Origin of the sequence: Streptomyces sp. NPDC093089, from assembly GCF_044754405.1 — a bacterium.
In the GTDB taxonomy this organism is placed as follows: domain Bacteria; phylum Actinomycetota; class Actinomycetes; order Streptomycetales; family Streptomycetaceae; genus Streptomyces.
Genome location: NZ_JBIVPA010000008.1, coordinates 23275 through 40834, shown reverse-complemented (window position 1 = coordinate 40834; position 17560 = coordinate 23275). Strand labels below are relative to the sequence as shown.

General features: G+C 72.6%; 13 protein-coding genes and 3 pseudogenes. 7 read left to right on the top strand and 9 right to left on the bottom strand.

Annotation, left to right across the window (positions count from 1 at the left end; all coding sequences use genetic code 11):
* Positions 1 to 65: 65 nt before the first annotated feature.
* Complete coding sequence (locus ACIQFX_RS19635) at positions 66 to 764, top strand: substrate-binding domain-containing protein (protein ID WP_402464725.1); 699 nt, start codon at positions 66 to 68, stop codon at positions 762 to 764.
* A gap of 9 nt (positions 765 to 773) precedes the next feature.
* On the opposite strand, the gene ACIQFX_RS19630 is transcribed toward ACIQFX_RS19635, so the two are convergent.
* The 3 genes from ACIQFX_RS19630 to ACIQFX_RS19620 all read right to left on the bottom strand — a co-directional run bounded on the left by ACIQFX_RS19630 (position 774) and on the right by ACIQFX_RS19620 (position 2960).
* Positions 774 to 1430 (bottom strand): DUF1326 domain-containing protein, encoded by a 657-nt coding sequence (locus ACIQFX_RS19630; RefSeq protein WP_402464723.1) that lies wholly within the window; start codon positions 1428 to 1430, stop codon positions 774 to 776.
* Positions 1431 to 1572: 142 nt separating this feature from the next.
* The gene (locus ACIQFX_RS19625) at positions 1573 to 2409 is read right to left on the bottom strand and encodes a DUF2182 domain-containing protein (RefSeq protein WP_402464721.1); all 837 of its coding nucleotides are present in this window, start codon (positions 2407 to 2409) and stop codon (positions 1573 to 1575) included.
* Between the two features lie 131 nt (positions 2410 to 2540).
* Entirely contained in the window at positions 2541 to 2960 is a 420-nt protein-coding gene (locus ACIQFX_RS19620; protein ID WP_402464719.1) for a hypothetical protein, read from the bottom strand.
* 158 nt (positions 2961 to 3118) lie between these two features.
* Here ACIQFX_RS19620 and ACIQFX_RS19615 point away from each other — a divergent pair, with 158 nt between their 5' ends.
* Positions 3119 to 6037, top strand: coding sequence for a tetratricopeptide repeat protein (locus tag ACIQFX_RS19615; RefSeq protein WP_402464717.1), 2919 nt, complete (start codon positions 3119 to 3121; stop codon positions 6035 to 6037).
* Between the two features lie 20 nt (positions 6038 to 6057).
* Here ACIQFX_RS19615 and ACIQFX_RS19610 read toward each other — a convergent pair whose 3' ends face one another.
* Positions 6058 to 6789: a TetR/AcrR family transcriptional regulator gene (locus ACIQFX_RS19610; RefSeq protein ID WP_402464715.1), complete on the bottom strand. Its 732-nt coding sequence runs from the start codon at positions 6787 to 6789 to the stop codon at positions 6058 to 6060.
* 118 nt (positions 6790 to 6907) lie between these two features.
* Between ACIQFX_RS19610 and ACIQFX_RS19605 the strand changes: the two genes are divergently transcribed.
* Positions 6908 to 8131, top strand: coding sequence for a saccharopine dehydrogenase family protein (locus tag ACIQFX_RS19605; RefSeq protein ID WP_402464713.1), 1224 nt, complete (start codon positions 6908 to 6910; stop codon positions 8129 to 8131).
* Positions 8132 to 8209: 78 nt separating this feature from the next.
* On the opposite strand, the pseudogene ACIQFX_RS19600 reads toward ACIQFX_RS19605, so the two are convergent.
* Together ACIQFX_RS19600 and ACIQFX_RS19595 are read right to left on the bottom strand one after the other, a co-directional pair.
* Positions 8210 to 9040 (bottom strand): annotated as a pseudogene (locus ACIQFX_RS19600) (alpha/beta hydrolase); the annotation flags it as partial.
* Positions 9041 to 9328: 288 nt separating this feature from the next.
* Positions 9329 to 11344, bottom strand: a pseudogene (locus tag ACIQFX_RS19595) (SpoIIE family protein phosphatase); the annotation flags it as partial.
* Between the two features lie 113 nt (positions 11345 to 11457).
* Here ACIQFX_RS19595 and ACIQFX_RS19590 point away from each other — a divergent pair.
* Both ACIQFX_RS19590 and ACIQFX_RS19585 read left to right on the top strand, forming a co-directional pair.
* The gene (locus ACIQFX_RS19590) at positions 11458 to 11580 is read left to right on the top strand and encodes a hypothetical protein (protein WP_402464711.1); all 123 of its coding nucleotides are present in this window, start codon (positions 11458 to 11460) and stop codon (positions 11578 to 11580) included.
* Positions 11581 to 11683: 103 nt separating this feature from the next.
* Positions 11684 to 12337: a hypothetical protein gene (locus tag ACIQFX_RS19585; protein ID WP_402464709.1), complete on the top strand. Its 654-nt coding sequence runs from the start codon at positions 11684 to 11686 to the stop codon at positions 12335 to 12337.
* 39 nt (positions 12338 to 12376) lie between these two features.
* Here ACIQFX_RS19585 and ACIQFX_RS19580 read toward each other — a convergent pair whose 3' ends face one another.
* Positions 12377 to 13051 carry a class I SAM-dependent methyltransferase gene (locus ACIQFX_RS19580; protein WP_402464707.1) on the bottom strand — a complete coding sequence of 225 codons (675 nt, stop codon included), beginning with the start codon at positions 13049 to 13051 and terminating at the stop codon, positions 12377 to 12379.
* Positions 13052 to 13224: 173 nt separating this feature from the next.
* Positions 13225 to 15006, bottom strand: coding sequence for a hypothetical protein (locus tag ACIQFX_RS19575; protein ID WP_402464705.1), 1782 nt, complete (start codon positions 15004 to 15006; stop codon positions 13225 to 13227).
* Between the two features lie 388 nt (positions 15007 to 15394).
* Between ACIQFX_RS19575 and ACIQFX_RS19570 the strand changes: the two genes are divergently transcribed.
* Complete coding sequence (locus tag ACIQFX_RS19570) at positions 15395 to 16213, top strand: isocitrate lyase/phosphoenolpyruvate mutase family protein (protein WP_402465601.1); 819 nt, start codon at positions 15395 to 15397, stop codon at positions 16211 to 16213.
* A 72-nt stretch (positions 16214 to 16285) separates the two neighbouring features.
* Here ACIQFX_RS19570 and ACIQFX_RS19565 read toward each other — a convergent pair whose 3' ends face one another.
* Entirely contained in the window at positions 16286 to 16915 is a 630-nt protein-coding gene (locus tag ACIQFX_RS19565) for a DUF6368 family protein (protein ID WP_402464703.1), read from the bottom strand.
* Positions 16916 to 17079: 164 nt separating this feature from the next.
* Here ACIQFX_RS19565 and ACIQFX_RS19560 point away from each other — a divergent pair.
* Positions 17080 to 17439 (top strand): annotated as a pseudogene (locus tag ACIQFX_RS19560) (VOC family protein); the annotation flags it as partial.
* Positions 17440 to 17560: the final 121 nt, after the last annotated feature.

Genomic DNA, 17560 nt, shown 5'->3' with positions numbered 1-17560 from the left:
AGTCTCGCAGACCGGCGCCGAGCGGCCCGCCCGCCGCTCCCCCTGCCGCACACCAAGGAGGCCAAGTGAACCGAGAGATCACCGGACTGTCCTCGATGGCGACCCGGCCGATCCTGACCGAGCTGTCCGAGCACCTCCGGCACGCCCACGGCATTCCCGTACGGTTCGACGCCGCCGGCGGCGTCGAGGTCGCACGGCGCGTACGCGAAGGCGCCCAGGCCGACGTCCTCGTACTCGCCGACGGAGCCCTGGCCGCCCTGGAGAAGGAGGGGCACCTCGTGCCGGGCACCGCCCGCCCGCTCTGGGTCTCCCAGGTCGTCGCCGCCGTACCGGAGGGAACCCCGGTCCCCGCGCTCGCCTCCGCGGCCGACCTGCGGGCCGCCCTCCTCTCGGCGAAGAACATCGCCTACTCCACCGGCCCCAGCGGCACGGCACTCGTCGACCTCATCCACCGGCTCGACCTCACCGACACCCTCGGCGACCGCCTCGTCCAGGCCCCGCCCGGCGTACCCGCCGGCACCCTCCTGTCGTCCGGCCGGGCCGACCTGGCCTTCCAGCAGCACAGCGAACTCATGGACCTGCCGGGCATCGTCGTCATCGGCCCCCTCCCGGGCGACACCGCGATCACCTCGCTCTTCAGCGCGGGCGTCCTCACGTCCTCCACCCAGCCGGCCCGCGCCCGCGAAGTCCTCGACCTCCTCGCCTCCGACACGGCGACGCGGACCGCCCGCGCCCGGGGCATGCGGGCACCCGGGGACGCGTGACCCGAACCCTCACTCGGGCCCGCTCCAGTCGAACGGGAAGTACTTGCTCGACTTCCCGGTGCGCTCCCAGGAGAAGCCGAACGCGTCGGCCCGGTCGACGGTGGCCCGCCCCCACGTGGCGACCTGACCGGGCCCGACCTCGGCGCCCGGAGCGTTGAGGACCTGGACGCGGGTGCCGTCCGGGGTGGTCGGCCCGGTCAGCGCCTCGGCCTCCGCCGTGACGCGGCCCGGGATCTCGGCGCGCCAGGTGCCGAGGTCCTCGTCGATCTCCACGTGGATCGGGACGACGTCCATGCCCCGCATCTCGGGATGGAACATCGCCCCGAACTCCGCCGGCCAGCCGCCCGCCTCACCACCGAACACGGCCCCGAGCGCCGCCCGCTGCCGCTCGTCGGCACGCTCGTCCAGGAAGACCGCGGCGTACGGCTCGGTGTGCGTGCCGGCCCACGGGTTGCCCTCGAACGACCCCAGCATCAGCACGTTCAGATCGTCCAGCCGTACGTCCCCGAAGTTGCCCTCCCGGATGTGCCACACCAGTACACCCTCGCAGTCCCCGTACGTCGGGGGCTGAGCGAACGTGCACGGGCAGGGAATCGCGCACTTGCACACGTCGAACCAGTCGCCGGCCAGATGCCAGCGCGTACCGGTGGCGGTCTGCTGCGTCATCTCGCTTCCTCCAGCCGAGCCGAAGAAGCTCACTCGGAGTGACGAGGCCGCGCGTCCGGAGCCCGCTCCCGGGATCGGGCGAACGGTCTCCCTTCCAGCTTGCACCTCACGGCACGTCCGGGGAACCCTCTCGGGGAGGGGATCACATGCCGTCCATCGACGGCGCCGGCTCCTGCAGCCCCGGCAGCATCCAGTCCTGGAACGGCGCCAGCACCGCCAGTACGAGGAAGGCGACGCCCACGACACCGCTGAGCAGCACGCCCCTGGACCACAGCTTCTCCACGAAGATCACCAACGCCAGTCCGGCCATCGCCGCCACGTTCATCACCCCGAGCGGCACGAACACGACCATCAGCCCGGCGCAGCAGCCGACACAGTACGCACCGTGATGGACCCCCACCCGAAAGTCGCGGGCCGGGCGCCGGAAACCGGCGTAGCGCACGAGATGGCCCAGCGGATCACGGCAGTGCCGCAGGCAGACGTTCTTGAGTGGCCCGAGTTGGTACAACCCCGCCAGCAGGAAGGCGACCGACCCGATCCACCGCCCGGCGGCGGGATGGTCCTCCACCAGACCGCCGGTCAGGGCCAGCGCCGCGTACGCGAGCAGCCCGAACGCGGTCCACACCAGCAGGTACCCGCCCACGAAGCCGACGGTACGGGCGGCCCGGATCCAACCGGACGACCGCCGCCCGATCCCCCGAACCCACGTGAGGGCCACCGGCGCCATCGACGGCAGCATCATCGCCGCCATCATCGTCACCCACAGCAACAGGAACAGCGGCAGCGCCATCCCCATCGTCCCGGGCTCGACCCCCATGCCCCGCGCCTGCCCGATCGTCAGCACCCACGCCGGCACCGCGATCAGCACGACGACCACCCAGGCGACCGCCAGGTCCCGCGCCGACAGCAACCCCCCACCGACTCCGGTCGGTGCGGCCGGCCGGGCGGATACGAACGCGGAGATCCTGCTGCGCAGCATCGGCGTGCCTTCCAGCGGCTCCTTCCAGCACAGCACAGGCCGACGTGCGACGCGAACCGAACCGACGACGTCCGGGTCGGTGATGGCCCTCGGCCCGCGATCTCGTACGCCCCCGATCCCGTACCAGTCGACTACGGGGTCTCCTCGTCCCGCACGTGGACCGGGACGTCCTGCACGATGGAGTGATCACTGACCGTCCGGGACGCCTCCACGTTCCCCTGGGCGGTGGTGGGTGAGCCGATCAGGGACGATCCGTCCGTCACCGTCACTGTCACCTCTGCTCCGCGACTGGCGTCAGCGGCGCTTCCCTCGGCCCGCGAGCCGCCCGTGACGTGCTCTTCGTACCGCGTGCGGCTGGTCGGCTGCGGCGCGGGCGCGGGGGTGCTGGAGCGGCTCCAGTACTCGAGGCCGATGATGCCGAGCACGCATACCGCAAGGCCGCTCACCAGCGGCCAGGTGATGGTCTGCGTCAGGGCGGTGACGACGGCTCCGACCACGGCCCCGGCCACGGTGGACAGGCCGGCTCGTGCGGCGGGTCCGAGACGTGTCATCTGTGCTCCCCGTTTTCTGTGGAAAGGCGGGTACGCGCTGCTCCGACACCAAGATAGAGGTGGCAGGGGCCGGGCCGGAAGCGGCGAACATCCCAGTGGAGCGGCTCAGTTGACGTCGGAGGGGCGGGATGGGCTTGTACGGGGATCCGCAGGTGGGGGTGTTCACCGATCGTGTGGAGGCACTCGCGGCCGTCGAGGACCTGGCCCGGGGGCGTTCGGGGCTGCGGGCCCTGGTCGTCTGGGGCGTCTCCGGGCAGGGGAAGACGACGCTGCTGTCCCATGTGCACGCCACCGGCTGGGCCGGGGCGAAGTACGGGCTGGCTCAGCTGAGCTCCCTGATCGATCCGACCGTGGCCGCCGGCGGGCACGGGCAGGGCCCCGATCTGGCGCGCGCGTTGCTGGACGCCGTCGCGGACGCCGTCACCGAGTTGTGCCCGGCCAAGGTGCGCCGGAAGCTCATGCGCGCCTACCGGGCCGGACAGGCGGACGCCCGGGCCCAGTGGCAGGTCCGCATCGGGATGACGGCGGCACACGGCAGCAGCATCACCAACAGCCCCGTCACGGCGGGCGGTCCGTCGCCGGCCATGTGGCACGCCCAGTACCGGCAGGAGCTGGTCGAAGCACTGGCCGAGCTCGCCGAGGGCGCCGCCGCGTATCCCGGCATCGTGCTGATCGACACCAGCGAGCTGCTGCGTCTCGCGGACGAGGGCGCCCGACGGGATCCGGACGCGGGAGCCCCGGCAGCCGACCTGGACACCTGGTTCACCGCCACCGTGCTGAAGCGCCTGGTCGCGGAGCACCCCGGGCTGCGCTTCGTGGTGGCCGGCCGTGAGCCACTGGACCTGCCCGTGCGTCACGCCCGGGTCGAGCTCACGGAGTGGCGGCAGGACGACACGGCGTTCTTCCTCGACGCCAGAGGCGTCCCCGGTGACCTGAGCGCCGCCGTGCACACGGTGTGCGGCGGCACACCGGTGTGGACGGCCATGACCGCGGACCTCATCCTGGGGACCGGCCGGTCGGCGCAGCCGATCACCCTGGAGGCCCGCGGGCCGGCACAGCCGATCACCGCGGACTGGCTCCGCGCGGCGGCGGCCGGACAGCCCGCGGCGGGCTGGCTGCCCGCCAAGTACCTGGAGCGGCTGTCGGACGACGACCAGCACCGACTGCTGCTGGCGGCCGTGCCGCGCACGCTCACCCACGAACTGTGGCGCGACGTCTGCACGGACGTCGACTGCACCGAAAGCGACTTCCACCGCCTCCGGCGGCACTCGTTCGTCCAGCAGACGCCCTCGGGAAGCCTCCGGCTCCATCCCCTGGTGCGCTCGGCGATCACCGCCTACCTCCACACCCAGTACCCGAAGCGATGGCGTGCGGCCCACCGCGCGGCAGCCGCCCACTTCGAGGCCGCGGGCTCACTTGCTGAAGTCGTCTACCACCGGTTCGCGGCCTCCGGCGCCGACAGCGGAGAACTCACCGCGTGGTGGCAGGCACAGGTCACGGCGGCCCTGGACGCCTATCGGCTGGACGAGGCCAACCTGCTCATCGACGCGGTGCGCGAGGCCGCACGCCCCCGCCTGTCACCGCTGCTCCGCGCCCACACCACCTACTTCCGGGGGCGCGTGGAGTACTTCGCGGACGACTACCCGGCGGCCGGGGACCTGCTGGAGCAGGCTCTGGGCTTGTACCGGGAGTCGAACGACCGGCGCGGTCAGGCCGACACCCTGCGGTCCCTGGGCAACCTGGCCCGCATACGTACCGACGACGCCGCGGCCGCACGCCGGCTGGCCCTCGCGCTCGGGCTGTACCGCGACCTGGACGATCGACACGGCCAGGCCCACGTCCTCCGGTCCCTCGGCGACCTGGCGCGCGTACGCGGCGACGACGCGCAGGCCGGACCCCCGCTCGACGAGGCGCTCGGTCTGTACCGGGAGCTGGACGACCGGCGCGGCCAGGCCCACGTCCTCCGGTCCCTGGGCAATCTGGCGCGCGTACGCGACGACGACGCGGCGGCCGAGCCACTGCTGAACGAGGCGCTGGGCCTGTACCGGGAGCTTGAGGACCGCCGCGGCCAGGCCCACATCCTCTGGTCCCTGGCCAACTCGGCACGGATGCGCGACGACGACGCGGCGGCCGAGCGGCTGCTGAACGAGGCGCTGGGCCTGTACCGGGAGCTTGAGGACCGGCGCGGCCAGGCCCACGCCCTCTTCTCCCTCGGCGACCTGGCGCGCGTACGTGACGACGACGCGGCGGCCAGGCGCCTCCTGGACCAGGCGTTGGGCCTGTACCGGGACTTGGGAGACCGGCGCGGTCAGGCCCACGCCCTCTTCTCCCTGGGCGACTTGGCACGGACGAGTGACGACGACGCGGCGGCCAGGCGCCTCCTGGACCAGGCGTTGGGCCTGTACCGGCACTTGGGAGACCGGCGCGGTCAGGCCCACGTCCTCCGGTCCCTCGGCGACTTGGCGCGGGCGAGCGGCGACGACGCGGCGGCCGAGCCGCTCCTGGAGCAGGCACTCGGGCTGTACCGGGACCTCGACGACCGGCGCGGTCAGGCCGACACGCTGCGCTCCCTGGGCCAGCTGGCCCAGCTCCACGACGACCACGGGGAGGCCGGACGCCTGCTGGAGCGGGCACTCGTCCTGCACCGGGACCTGAACGACCGGCGCGGTCAGGCCGACACCCTGCGCTCCCTCGGCGACCTGGCCCAGCTCCACGGCGACCGAGCGGCGGCCAAGGGGCTGCTGGACCAGGCGCTGGAGCTGTACCGGGAGCTTGAGGACCGGCGCGGCCAGGCCCACGTCCTGTGGTCCCTGGGCGACCTGGCGCGGTTCCACGACGGCGACGACGCGGCGGCCGGGCACCTGCTGGAGCAGGCCCTGGGCTTGTACCGGGACCTGGACGACCGGCGCGGCCAGGCCGACATCCTGTGGTCGCTCGGCGACCTGGCGCGGGCACGCGGCGACGACGCGGCGGCCAGGAGGCTGCTGGGGCAGGCGCTGGGTCTGGCGCGGGCCGTGCTACCGGAATCCCACGGCCTGGTGATCGGGGTCCGGCGGTCCCTCGGCGAGCCGCCGTGACGGGGACGGACGGAGGGGGTTCACGCCCCTCCTCCCTTCCCGGCCCGACCGCGCACCGCGGCCAGCCTCGCCTCCGCCCTGCCCAGGAGCGTGTCCAGGACGACCGGGTAGGCGCTGTCGTTCATCCGGTCGGCCAGCAGGTGCGCGGTGGCGGCGATGTGAGGGTGGGTTTCGGACGGCAGACGGGCGTAGGTGGAGGTCCACATGTCCTCGTCGGCCGCTCTGACCTCGTCCTTGACGGCCAGGGCGCCCGCGTCCAGGGCGGCGAAGGCGAGCGCCAGGTCGATGAAGGCGTGGTAGACGCCGACGGCGTCGGTGTCGTCGAAGCCGGCGGTGCGCAGGATGCCGAGGATGGTCTCGTCGACCTCGATCTCGCGCGGGCGGCCGGTGACGCGGCTGGCGGTCAGCAGGGCGGCTTGGGGGTGGGCGAGGTACGAGGCGTGGATGGCCAGGCCCAGGCTGCGGAGGTCGGCACGCCAGGCCCCGGTGGCCGTCCAGCTGTCGAGGGCGCGGCCCATCAGTTCCTCGCCGATGGCCCTGGTGAGGCCGTCGAGGCCGGCGAAGTACCGGTAGACGGTGCTGGGGTCGGCGCCGAGAGCGGCGCCGAGCCGGCGGGCGCTCAGCCCTGCGGTGCCGTGCTCGCGCAGCATCCGCAGTGCCGTCCGCACGATCAGCTTCTCCGACAGCACGACCCCCTGCCGTGTGGGCCTCCGCCTGCGCCGTTCCGCCTCCGGAACCACCTTCTTCGGCATCGCGTCCGCAGCCTCCCCTCGCTTATGCCAACGCCGTAGACCTTAACGCGGGGCATCGTGTTCGATCGGCACGTCCCCGGGCGCTCGCCGGGAACGCCTCGACGAAAGGGTGTGTGACATGCGTGTACTTCTGGTGGGTGCGGGCGGCGTCGGAACCGCCGTCACCCGTATCGCGGCCCGCCGCGACTTTCTGACGTGCATGGTCGTCGCCGACTACGACCTGTCCCGGGCGGAGGCCGCCGTGGCGGCGCTCGGCGACGCGGGGGACCGCTTCCGGGCCCGCCGCCTGGACGCCTCCGACGAGGAGGCGGTGCGCCGCGTCCTCGTCGAGGAGAACTGCGACGTGCTGCTGAACGCGACCGACCCCCGCTTCGTCATGCCGCTGTTCGACGGCGCCCTCGCCGCCGGCGCGCACTACGTCGACATGGCGATGTCGCTGTCCGTCCCGCACCCGACCGCACCGTACGAGCAGTGCGGGGTCAAGCTCGGCGACGAGCAGTTCGCCCGGTCCGAGGCCTGGGAGCGCGCCGACCGCCTCGCCCTCGTCGGCATGGGCGTGGAGCCCGGCCTCTCGGACGTCTTCGCCAGGTACGCCGCCGACGAACTCTTCGACGAGATCGACGAACTCGGCGTCCGCGACGGCGCGAACCTCACCGTCGACGGCTACGACTTCGCACCGTCCTTCAGCATCTGGACCACCATCGAGGAGTGCCTCAACCCGCCCGTCGTCTACGAGAAGGACCGCGGCTGGTTCACCACGGCCCCCTTCAGCGAACCCGAGGTCTTCGACTTCCCCGAGGGCATCGGCCCCGTGGAATGCGTGAACGTCGAACACGAGGAAGTCCTCCTCATGCCCCGCTGGCTCGACGCCCGCCGCGTCACCTTCAAGTACGGCCTCGGCGACGACTTCATCGCCAAGCTCAAGACCCTCCACGAGCTGGGCCTCGACGCGACGGCGAAGGTCACCGTCCCCGGCCCCGACGGCCCCGTCGCCGTCTCCCCGCGCGACGTCGTCGCCGCCTGCCTCCCCGACCCCGCCACCCTCGGCGACCGCATGAAGGGCAAGACCTGCGCGGGCACCTGGGTCAAGGGCACCAAGAACGGATCCCCGCGCGAGACCTACCTCTACCACGTCGTCGACAACGCATGGACGATGCGCGAGTACGGCTCCCAGGCCGTCGTCTGGCAGACCGCCCTCAACCCCGTGATCGCCCTTGAGCTGATCGCCGACGGCACCTGGAAGGCGAACGGCGTCCTCGGCCCCGAGGCCCTCCCGCCCCGCCCCTTCCTCGACCTCCTCGGCGCCTACGGTGCCCCGTGGGGCCTGCGCGAGGAAATCTGACCCGCCTCCCGCGCGCCCGTCCGTCTGCCGAAGCGCTCGGCACGGCCCGGACGGGGCCGGCCGAGCGCTCGGCGGGGCTCAGACGAGGCCGGCCAGCAGTTCCGCGAACAGGCGCGGCCGGCTGAAGTAGCCGACGTGCGAGGTGGCCAGGGTGCGTACGTCGAAGGGATTGTCCGGCGTCACCGCGTCCGCGCGACCGATCATGTAGTCCTGCACGGCCGGGGTGATGCCCCGGTCCTCGGACAGGCGGACGTAGGTGTGGGGGACACGCCCCCACCGGTCGGCCCGGACCACGGCCCCCGGCTCCAGCACCGCATGGTTCTCGTCCGGGTCCAGGGAGTCCAGCAGCAGCCGGAACCGGTGATCGGTGGAGTCGGCCATGACGGCCGCCTTCAGCTCGGCGAACAACGCCGGATCGCCGTGCGCACGACGCCAGTCGAGCCGTACGACACCGGGCTCGCTGACCCCCGGTACGGTGATCCGCGCCGCCGCGGCGTCCAGCAGGTTGTCGTCCACCACGTCCCACGGCTCCGTGAGCATGGCCGGGTCTCCCAGGCAGAGCGCCGAGACGTAGACCACGCGGTCGAGGAGTTCCGGAACGGCGTTGGCGACGGCAGTGATCGTCAGACCGCCCAGACTGTGGCCGACGAGAACGACCGGCCCCTCGGCGCCGAGCCGCCGTACCGCATCCGTCACGAGCCGCACGTTGTCCTGCAGCGTGACGCCGCTCATCGACGAAGGCGCAGCGGCCAGCGCCGCGATGTCCTGGGGCTGCCGGTGGTAGGCGGCGGGACCTTCCGCCAGGTCCCCGTGGCCGGGCAGGTCGAGCGCGTACGAGCGACAGCCGAGCAGGGCCAGTTCGTTCTGCAACGGCCCCCAGGCCCGGGCGTTGCTGGAGCCGCCGTGCACGAGCACGAACGTGGTGGTGCACATGGTGGAGAAGCGCATGGTGAAGAACCTCGTCATCCTGAGGCGAACGGTGGACGTCGGGCCCGGGTGTCGACGCCGGTCGACACCGCGGTCAGCGCGTCGACCGGGTGCGGATCGCCTGCCAGTTGTGGATGACGGAACACATGACGACGACGATAGCGGAGGGGCAGGGGGAGAGGGGAGGGGTTTTCGGGGGAGCGGAGGCGGAGGCCGATCGACGCCGGGATCAGGGACGGGGCCGTGGGGCGCGTGCCAGGGGTGGGTCTCGGCGAGGAGGAGGGCGACGTCGTCGGGGTCGCCGGGGCGGCGCATGGCGTCGACGAGACGTGAGCAGGTGGCGTCGAGGAGGGGCCCGGTGGCGTTCCAGGTGTCGAGGAGGGTGGCGAGGCGGTCGTCGATGGAGTCGTCGCGGGTTTCGACGAGACCGTCGGTGTACAGCAGGATCTGGTCGCCCGGGTGGAGGGCGACCGTCACGGCGTGGAAGGTGATGCCGCCGACGCCGAGCGGGGCACCGGAGGGGACGGGAAGGAGCTCGGGCTTGCGCCCGGCGCGGGTGATGACGGGTGGGAGGTGACCGGCGTTGGCGATGCGGCAGTGGCCGGTGCGCGGGTCGTAGACGGCGTACAGGCAGGTGGCGATGTAGTGCTCCAGCCCGCGGGTGAGCTGGTCGAGGTGGCGGAGGATCTCGTCGGGGGGCAGGTCGAGCGTGGCGTAGGCGCGGGCGGCGGTGCACAGCTGGCCCATGGTCGCGGCGGCGTCGATGCCGTTGCCCATGACGTCGCCGATGACGAGGGCGGTCTTGTCGTCGGCCAGCGCGATGACGTCGTACCAGTCGCCGCCCACTTCGTTGGCCGCCTGCGCCGGTCGGTAGAGGGAGTCGATCTTCAGGCCGGGGCGTTGCGGCGGGGCGGGCGGCAGGATGCTGCGCTGGAGGGTTTCGGCGGCGGTGCGCACGTTCTGGTGCCAGCGGGCGTTGGCGATGGCGATGGCTGCCCGGCCCGCGAGTTCGCGGGCGAGCAGGACGTCGTCCGCGTCGAAGGGCTCCGGGTTGGAGACGCGCAGCAGGTCGAATGCGCCGAGGATCTCGTCGCGCGCGATCAGGGGCACCGCGAGATAGGAGTGCGCGCCGGCGCGCGCGAGGGTCGCGGCCGCCTGCGGATCACGGGCGACGCGCAGCAGGTCCTGCTCGTCGCAGTGGGGCACGAGGACGGGCCGGCCGGTCCGTACGCACTGGGTGATCAGCCGGTCCGGGCCGTACGAGGCGATCTCGCCGACCGGGTCGGCGGCGCCGGTGCCGTCGGGGATCGCCGAGGCGACGGCGAGGGCCCGGAACAGCTCCGGCCCCTCCGCGCGGGGCGCCGGCGACCGGGAGGACAGCACGGTGTCCAGGATGTCGACCGCGGCCATGTCCGCCAGGTCGGGCACGGCGACGTCGACGAGCTCCCGCGCGGTCTGCTCCACCCCGAGGGTCGTCCCCACCCGGGCCGAGGCGTCCGCGATCAGCGTCAGCCGCCGCCGCGCCCGCTCGGCCTCGGCCGCCACCAGATGCCGCTCGGTGACGTCGACGACCGACGACGCCACCCCGACCACCCGCCCACCGGGCCCCTGGACCCGGTAGTAGGACACGGACCAGGCGTGATCATGATCCGGGTCGGCCCTCGTACGACTGACGATGTACTGGTCTACCAGCGGCTCGCCCGTCGTCAGCACCTGCCGCAGCGCCGACTCGACCAGCTCCACCTCCTTGGACGGGTGGATGTCGCGGGGCCTGCGGCCGATGTGCTCGGCCGCCGGGACCCCGTTGATCCGCTCCAGCGCGCCGTTGACCAGCCGGTAGCGAAGGTCCGTGTCCAGCAGCGCGAACCCCACCGGCGCCTGCGACACCAGCTGCTCCGACAGGGCCAGACGCTCCTCCACCCGGTGCAGCGTCGACTGGTCGACCGCGATGCCCAGCGCGTACACGTCCCCGAGGTCGTCCAGCAGCCGCACGTTCCGGAACTCCACGGACCGCTTCGTACCGTCCCGCCGCCGCACCGGGAACACCCCCGCCCAGCTCTGTCCCGTCTCCATCACCCCCGCGAACAGCTCCATCGCCCGATGCCTGTCCTCCTCGCTCAGCAGCAACCGCGCCGCGTACTGCCCCAGCGCCTCCTCCGCCGTGTGCCCGAACGTCTCCGTGGCCTGCGGACTCCAGAAAACGATCCGCCCACCCGTGTCCACCACCACCGCGGCGACATTCAGAAAATCCAGCAGACTCCCCGCCGACTGCCAGCCCGCACCCATCCCGACCTCCGCGCCACCGGAGCCGCCCCTCCCGGACGGTGCGTCCTCACCCATCGCCTCACTCCCTCCACCCGCCCCAGCGACCACATCGCCCCGACGGGACACTTCCCTCCATGCTGCGCCCCCACCACGACCCCGAGCATCCCGAACCAACCCACACGCACCCCACCTCGGCCGACCTGCCCAGGGACAACCCCTCCCGCACGGGAACGGTCACCGCCGGAACGCGATGGTGACAGATGGTGCTGTCGCGACGACCTCCCGTGTCCACCCTTCGGGGAGGTGGGCATCCCCGGCGGCTTCCGGGGCATGTCACAGCCGACGGCTAGGGTCTCGCACATGGGATTCATGAGCGCGTGGGCGATCAGCAGTCACGCCGAACAGGCCATCGCGGACCTCTCCCCGCGCCTGCTCCCCGCGATGCAGGCGGACCGCGCGGACCCGGACGCCGAACGCAGCTGGCTGGCATGGCGGCAGAACCCGCTCCCCGACCATCGCTCCTGGTACTCGTTGGGCGGCGAGGACGGGCGTGACGGACGCGCGCGAGCAGAGGCCACGGCGATCGAGTCGTTCCGCTCCCTCACCGCACCCGGTAGCCATGTCGACGAGGTGTGCGGCGGGATGGCGGACCCCTCCTTCCACGTGCTGGACGACGTGTGGGAAGGCCAGGGTGAGGACGAGATGTTCATCTCCGTCCACAGCAAGGAGTACGGGGTCTCGTCCCTGTTCCACGCCATCGGCCCGACGCGCGCGGCGCTGCTCCCGGGCTGGTGCGGCAACTTCCTGCTCACCCCCGCGCAGGTACGTGCGGCCCTGCCGCTGGTCGAGCGCGCATTGACGTTCACCCCGGCCGAGCGCGCCGCCGTGGAGGCCCAGGACTGGTTGGAGTACGGCGAGGACGAGGAGTCCGTTCTCGACGGCCCCCTTCGTGTCTGGCGACGAGCCACACACGAAGGGCTGGGTCTGTGCGGTGTGGCCGTGCACGTGTGCTGAGGGAGCCTGGTGGGTCAGGCGCAACGGATGGCGCGGGTTTCAGCGGGGCAGGGTCTGGGTGACGCGCCACAGGCGGCGGGGGAGGTCGCCCTCCTCGAAGGCGTGGACGTCGTCGAGGGTCCAGCCGTCGGCGAGGGAGTCGACGAGGGCGCGGTCGAAGAAGTGGACGGCGAAGCCGCCGTGCTCGTGGATGTCGTCGCCGTGGGCGGTGCCGGTGCCGTAGTGGGCGTCGCCGATGTGCCGCACGGTGTAGACGAAGGTGCCGCCGGGCCGCAGGACGCGACGGACCTCGGCGACCACGGCGTGGATCTCCTCGGTGGACAGCGCCATGCACAGCAGCATGTGCGCGAAGACCGCGTCCACGGAAGCGTCCGGCAGGGGAAGGGGATCGCGTACGTCGTGCACCGCCGTCGTGACCCGGTCGGCGACGCCCTGGGCACGGGCGGCTTCCCTGAGCTGCTCCAGGCCGGTGGCGGAGAAGTCCGCCGCCTGGACGGCGAACTCCTCACGGGCGAAGTACAGGGCATCACGACCGTGCCCCGCACCCAGCTCCAGCACGTCCGACGCTCCGGCCGCGCGGAACGCCGCTGCCGCGTACACGGCAGCGGCGGACGGCTCCTCGCCGTACATGCCGGGGTGGGCGGCGTACGTGCTCTGCCAGTGCGCCCGCTGGGCCCCCGCGAGGTCCCGCCCGTCGCCCGCCGTACTCGCCACGCCCGCCATCCCTCATCGCGCCGATCTCGATCACGGGATCACGGGGTCACGGGATCACTGGATCGATCGACCGATCGTAGAGGTCGCGGCGCCGGCCGCCCGCCTGCGACATCCCCGCGTTCCCCCGCCCTGCCCCGCCGCGTTCCCTTGCCCCGCTGCGTGCCCCCGCCCCGTCACGTGCCCTCGGCGCCCCGCGAGCACGCCCCGCACCCCACCCGGCGGCCCCGCCTGATGTCGGTCAGCGTGACCGTGGCCTCCGCCCCGCAGGCGCAGCGGCAGTGCCACCTGTCGGTGGTTTTCCCCGGGTAGGTCTCCAGCGGCTCGAAGCCGGCCGCGCGCACCTCGGTGGCGGCAGCGGCCGGGTCGGTCCGTCCGCCGGCGCGGGGGCATTTCTTGCAGCCCCGTGTGCCCGCGCGGACGAAGGAGAGCCGGGTGGTCACCTCGTTGCCGCAGGAGCAGCGGCAGTTCCAGGGGGCGGTGGCGAGGCCGGGGTACGGCTCCAGGGGCTCGAAGCCGGCCGCGCGCACTTCGGAGGCGGCGCCTTCGGCGTTCGACGACTTGGAGCCGCAGAAGCGGCAGCGGCTGCGGCCTGAGTTCACGTTGGAGTACGTGGGGGTGCTCTCGCGACCGCAGGTGGTGCAGCGGCAGTGCCAGGGGACCTGGCTGCTGCGGTACGGCTCCAGTGGCTCGAAGCCCGCCGCCCGCATCACCTCGCCGGCCCTGGGTGCGGTCGCGGCGGCACGCTTGGCCTGCGCCTCCCGCACCCGGCAGACGCGACAGCCCTGGCCGGCGTTGCGTACGGCGTTGAAGGTGGGCCGGCCTTCGTGCCCGCACGTGGTGCAGCGTGACGGCCAGGTCGCGTTCGTACGGCCCGGGTAGGGGACGAGGGGCTCGTACCCGCGGGCGCGCATCTCGTCGGCGGCGGCCTCGGCGTCGACGAGGACCGCGGCGCGGGGCCGGTCGCCGTCCCTGGGGGAGTAGGCGCCGGGTGCGCGGCGGGACTCCTCCTCGACCATGGCCCACACCTCGCCCGCGGTCACGCGTTCCGCGGAGCAGGTCTCGCTCCAGCCGTTCGGCATGACCTCCTTGGTGAGGAAGGGGCACAGCTCGTCGCCCCGCAGCCGCTCCAGGACGGCCTGCTCGACGTCGAAGGCGGCGGCTCCGGTGGGGTACTCGCGTGCCCGGTACACCTCCCACCCGTTGCGCTCGTGCTGGAGGAGGCGGGAGGTGTAGCCGGTACAGGCGCCGATGCCGACCTTGACCGCTCCCCACTCCCGATGGGTGATCACGTACAGCTTCGCCGCCCCGGCGAGGTCGATGCCGTGCGTCGCGCACATCCGGCAGCCCTTGCCGGTCCGGACGCCGGTCAGCCGCAGGTGCACCTCGTGCCCGGACGAGCAGCGACACAGCCACCGCTTGTCACTCCCGGGGTACGGCTCCAGTGGCTCGAAGCCCGCCGCCCGCATCTCCGCCGCACACGCCTCGGGGTCGAGCGGAGCGCTTCCCGCGCAGTGGCGGCAGCCGTACCCCCGCCCCTTCACCCCGGAGTACATCGGCCTCGACTCCTTCCCGCACGCGGTGCAGCGGCAGAGCCAACCCACCGACGCCCCGGGATACGGCTCCACCGGCTCGAACCCGTGCGCCCGCATCAGCGCACCGGCCTCGTCGGAGTCGACCCGCCGGGCCGCGCCCCGCCGCTTGTACCCCTCGGCGCGGCACACGGGGCACGGCTCGTACCCGCTCCGCACGCTCGACGCCTTCACCCGTACCACCTCGCCGCAGACGGAGTGGCGGCAACTCCACGCCGCCGAGGCGGAGACGTAGCCCTCCAGCGGCTCGTACCCGGCCGCCCGCATCATCGCCTCCGCCTGCTCGGCGTTGGCCCTGCGCTTCTGCTCCCCGCCCGCCTTGCGGTTGCAGGCGGCGCACCCCGACGCCACCCCCTCCTTGATCAAGTTCCGGATCGTCGAGAGGCGCCGCGTGCCGACGCCCCCGCACACGGCGCAGCGACACCGCCACGGCGTCTGACTGTTGACGTACGGCTCCAAGGGTTCGAGACCGACCGACCGCATGTCGGCCTCGGCCCCCTCGGCCCGCCCGGCCCACTCCATCCGCACGACTCCCTCGGCCTGCTCGGCTTCCTCCGCCCGCCCGTCCCGCGCCGACGGAACGAACGCCCGGGACCGCACTTCGTGATCAGGATCGTCATTGGCCACGACCAGGCCCCCAGCCTCTCGGCGATGTTCCGTTTCCCCGCTCCCCGCTCCCCGACTTCGACCCTACGTGACGTTGGTGTCGGATTCCTGCCAGACGCCAGGCACGAGGCCTTGGTTGGCTGACCGCATGGTCTCCCCGCACGCGAACAAAGCCCTGCTCTTCCGTTCCCTCCACGACTCCACGCGCCCCCTCGCCCTCGCCAACGTCTGGGACGTGGCCGGCGCCCGCGTCGTCGCGGCTGCCGGAGCGCCCGCGATCGCCACCACCAGTGCCGGAATCTCCTGGTCGCACGGTCGTCCGGACGGGAACGCCGTCTCTCCCGATCTGGTGGTGGACCTGATCGCCCGTATCGTCGAGGCGGTCGACGTACCGGTGTCCGCCGACATCGAAGCCGGATACGGCCACGACGCCGCCTGTGTCGCCGAGACCGTCACGCGGGTGCTGGAAGCAGGCGCGGTGGGCCTCAACATCGAGGACGGCACCCGCCCGCCGGCCGAACTCGCCACACGCCTGACGACAGCCCGAGCGGCAGCGGAGCGAGCGGGCGCCGACCTCTTCCTCAACGCCCGCACCGACACCTACCTGTTCGGCCTCGGCGACCCCGCCACCCGCCTGAAGGACACCCTGGAGCGAGCGCGCGCATACGTCGACGCCGGAGCCGACGGCATCTTCGTCCCCGGCGTCACCGACCCCGCCACCATCGCGGAACTGGCCGCGGCGATCCCCGTACCCCTCAACATCATGGCCGCCCCCGGCGCACCGGACGTCGCCGCACTCGGCCGCCTCGGCGTCGCCCGCGTCAGCCTCGGCGCAGGCCTCGCCCAGTCCGCCTACACCGCCGTCCAACGCGCCGCCCGGGCCCTGTACGCCACGGGCGAGTACCACCCGCTTGCCGACGCGATGCCCTTCTCCGAGCTCAACGGGATGTTCCCCAGCACCAGTTGACGGTTGCTGTTGTGGGTCGGCCGATCAACGACGGCAGAAGCTGACCCCGACCCCCGACGGCATCCGTACGGGTCACTTGACCAGCCGGAAGGCGGGATGGTCGACCCAGGCCCGCAGGAACTCCGACGTCCCCAGGACCAACCAGTCGTCCACGATCCCCAGAACCCCCGGAAGGCCGCCGACGACCGCCGCCTGTCCGTCCAGCAGCTCGACCTTGGCCACGCCCCCGATGACGTCCATGACGGCGGCCGTCAACAGGGCCGTGGCCACGTGATCGATGGGACGGTTGCAGCAGGCGCTGACGTTGACGGCGTGCGTCGGAGCGAAACCGAGGGCGACCTCCACCTCGGGTTCGTCCGCGTGCTCGGCCAGGAAGATCCCCTCGTCGCCGACACCCGGTCCCATCAAGTAGACGAGAAAGGGACGCCGCCGGTCCTCGCGCCGCGGATCGAACCCCGCGAGGGCCCTGAGCTCCTCGTCCGCAGCGGTGCCACCGGGGTGCGGAAACGAGAGCGTCTTCCGCCAGTCCCCGTCACGCCCGTCCTCGACCCCCAGTCGCTCTGCGGGCACGTTGACGTCGAAGAACCCTGGCCGCTTTTCCTCGAAGCGGCAGGACAGGTCCACCGCCAGCGCCCGGAAGTCCCGCAGCGCGGCCGGGGAGAGCGGCTCCGCCAAATCGATCACCAACGTCGGACCGGACATGCCCGAAGTCTAGAGAGATCGGCCCCGTGCCTGCTCGAACAATTCCCGCACCGGCTCCGGCCGGTCCCGGCGACGGTGCGACTCGCCTCGCTATTCAACTTTGACTAGACTGTGTGGCGTGGGTGGGACGACGATTCCGATGCTCCTGTATCCACCCGCACGACGACCCCGCCGGCAACTGCCTGCGCATCGGACAGCAGGCGAGTCAGGACCGCCATCACCGCCCCGCACCCGAGGAGACCTTCGCCCGGGCCCTGCACCACGCGTCCCTCCTCGCGGACTCGCGCGACGACCCGACCGGGGCGGCGAAGATCCTCGACCGAGTCCTGGCCACGGAGGACGAGCGGCCCACGCCCACGCAGTTGCTGTCCCTCCTCGTCCTCCGCGCGGATGTCGCCGGACGGCTCGGCGACGAGGAGACCGCGACGGCTGCGCTCGCCAGGTCCGCCACCATCCATCCCACCGCACAGGAAAGGGAGTCGATCCACGACGACCTCAAGCGCCTGGAGGAGCTGCGAGGCTGAAGCCGTGCGGTCGTGGAGCGCCGAGGAGCGGCGATCCCCTATGCGGCAGGGGGTCGAGGCCTGGGATTCTTCGGGGGCGACCCTACCCCTGTTTCGGGGATCTCCCGGACGTCGCAGAGGC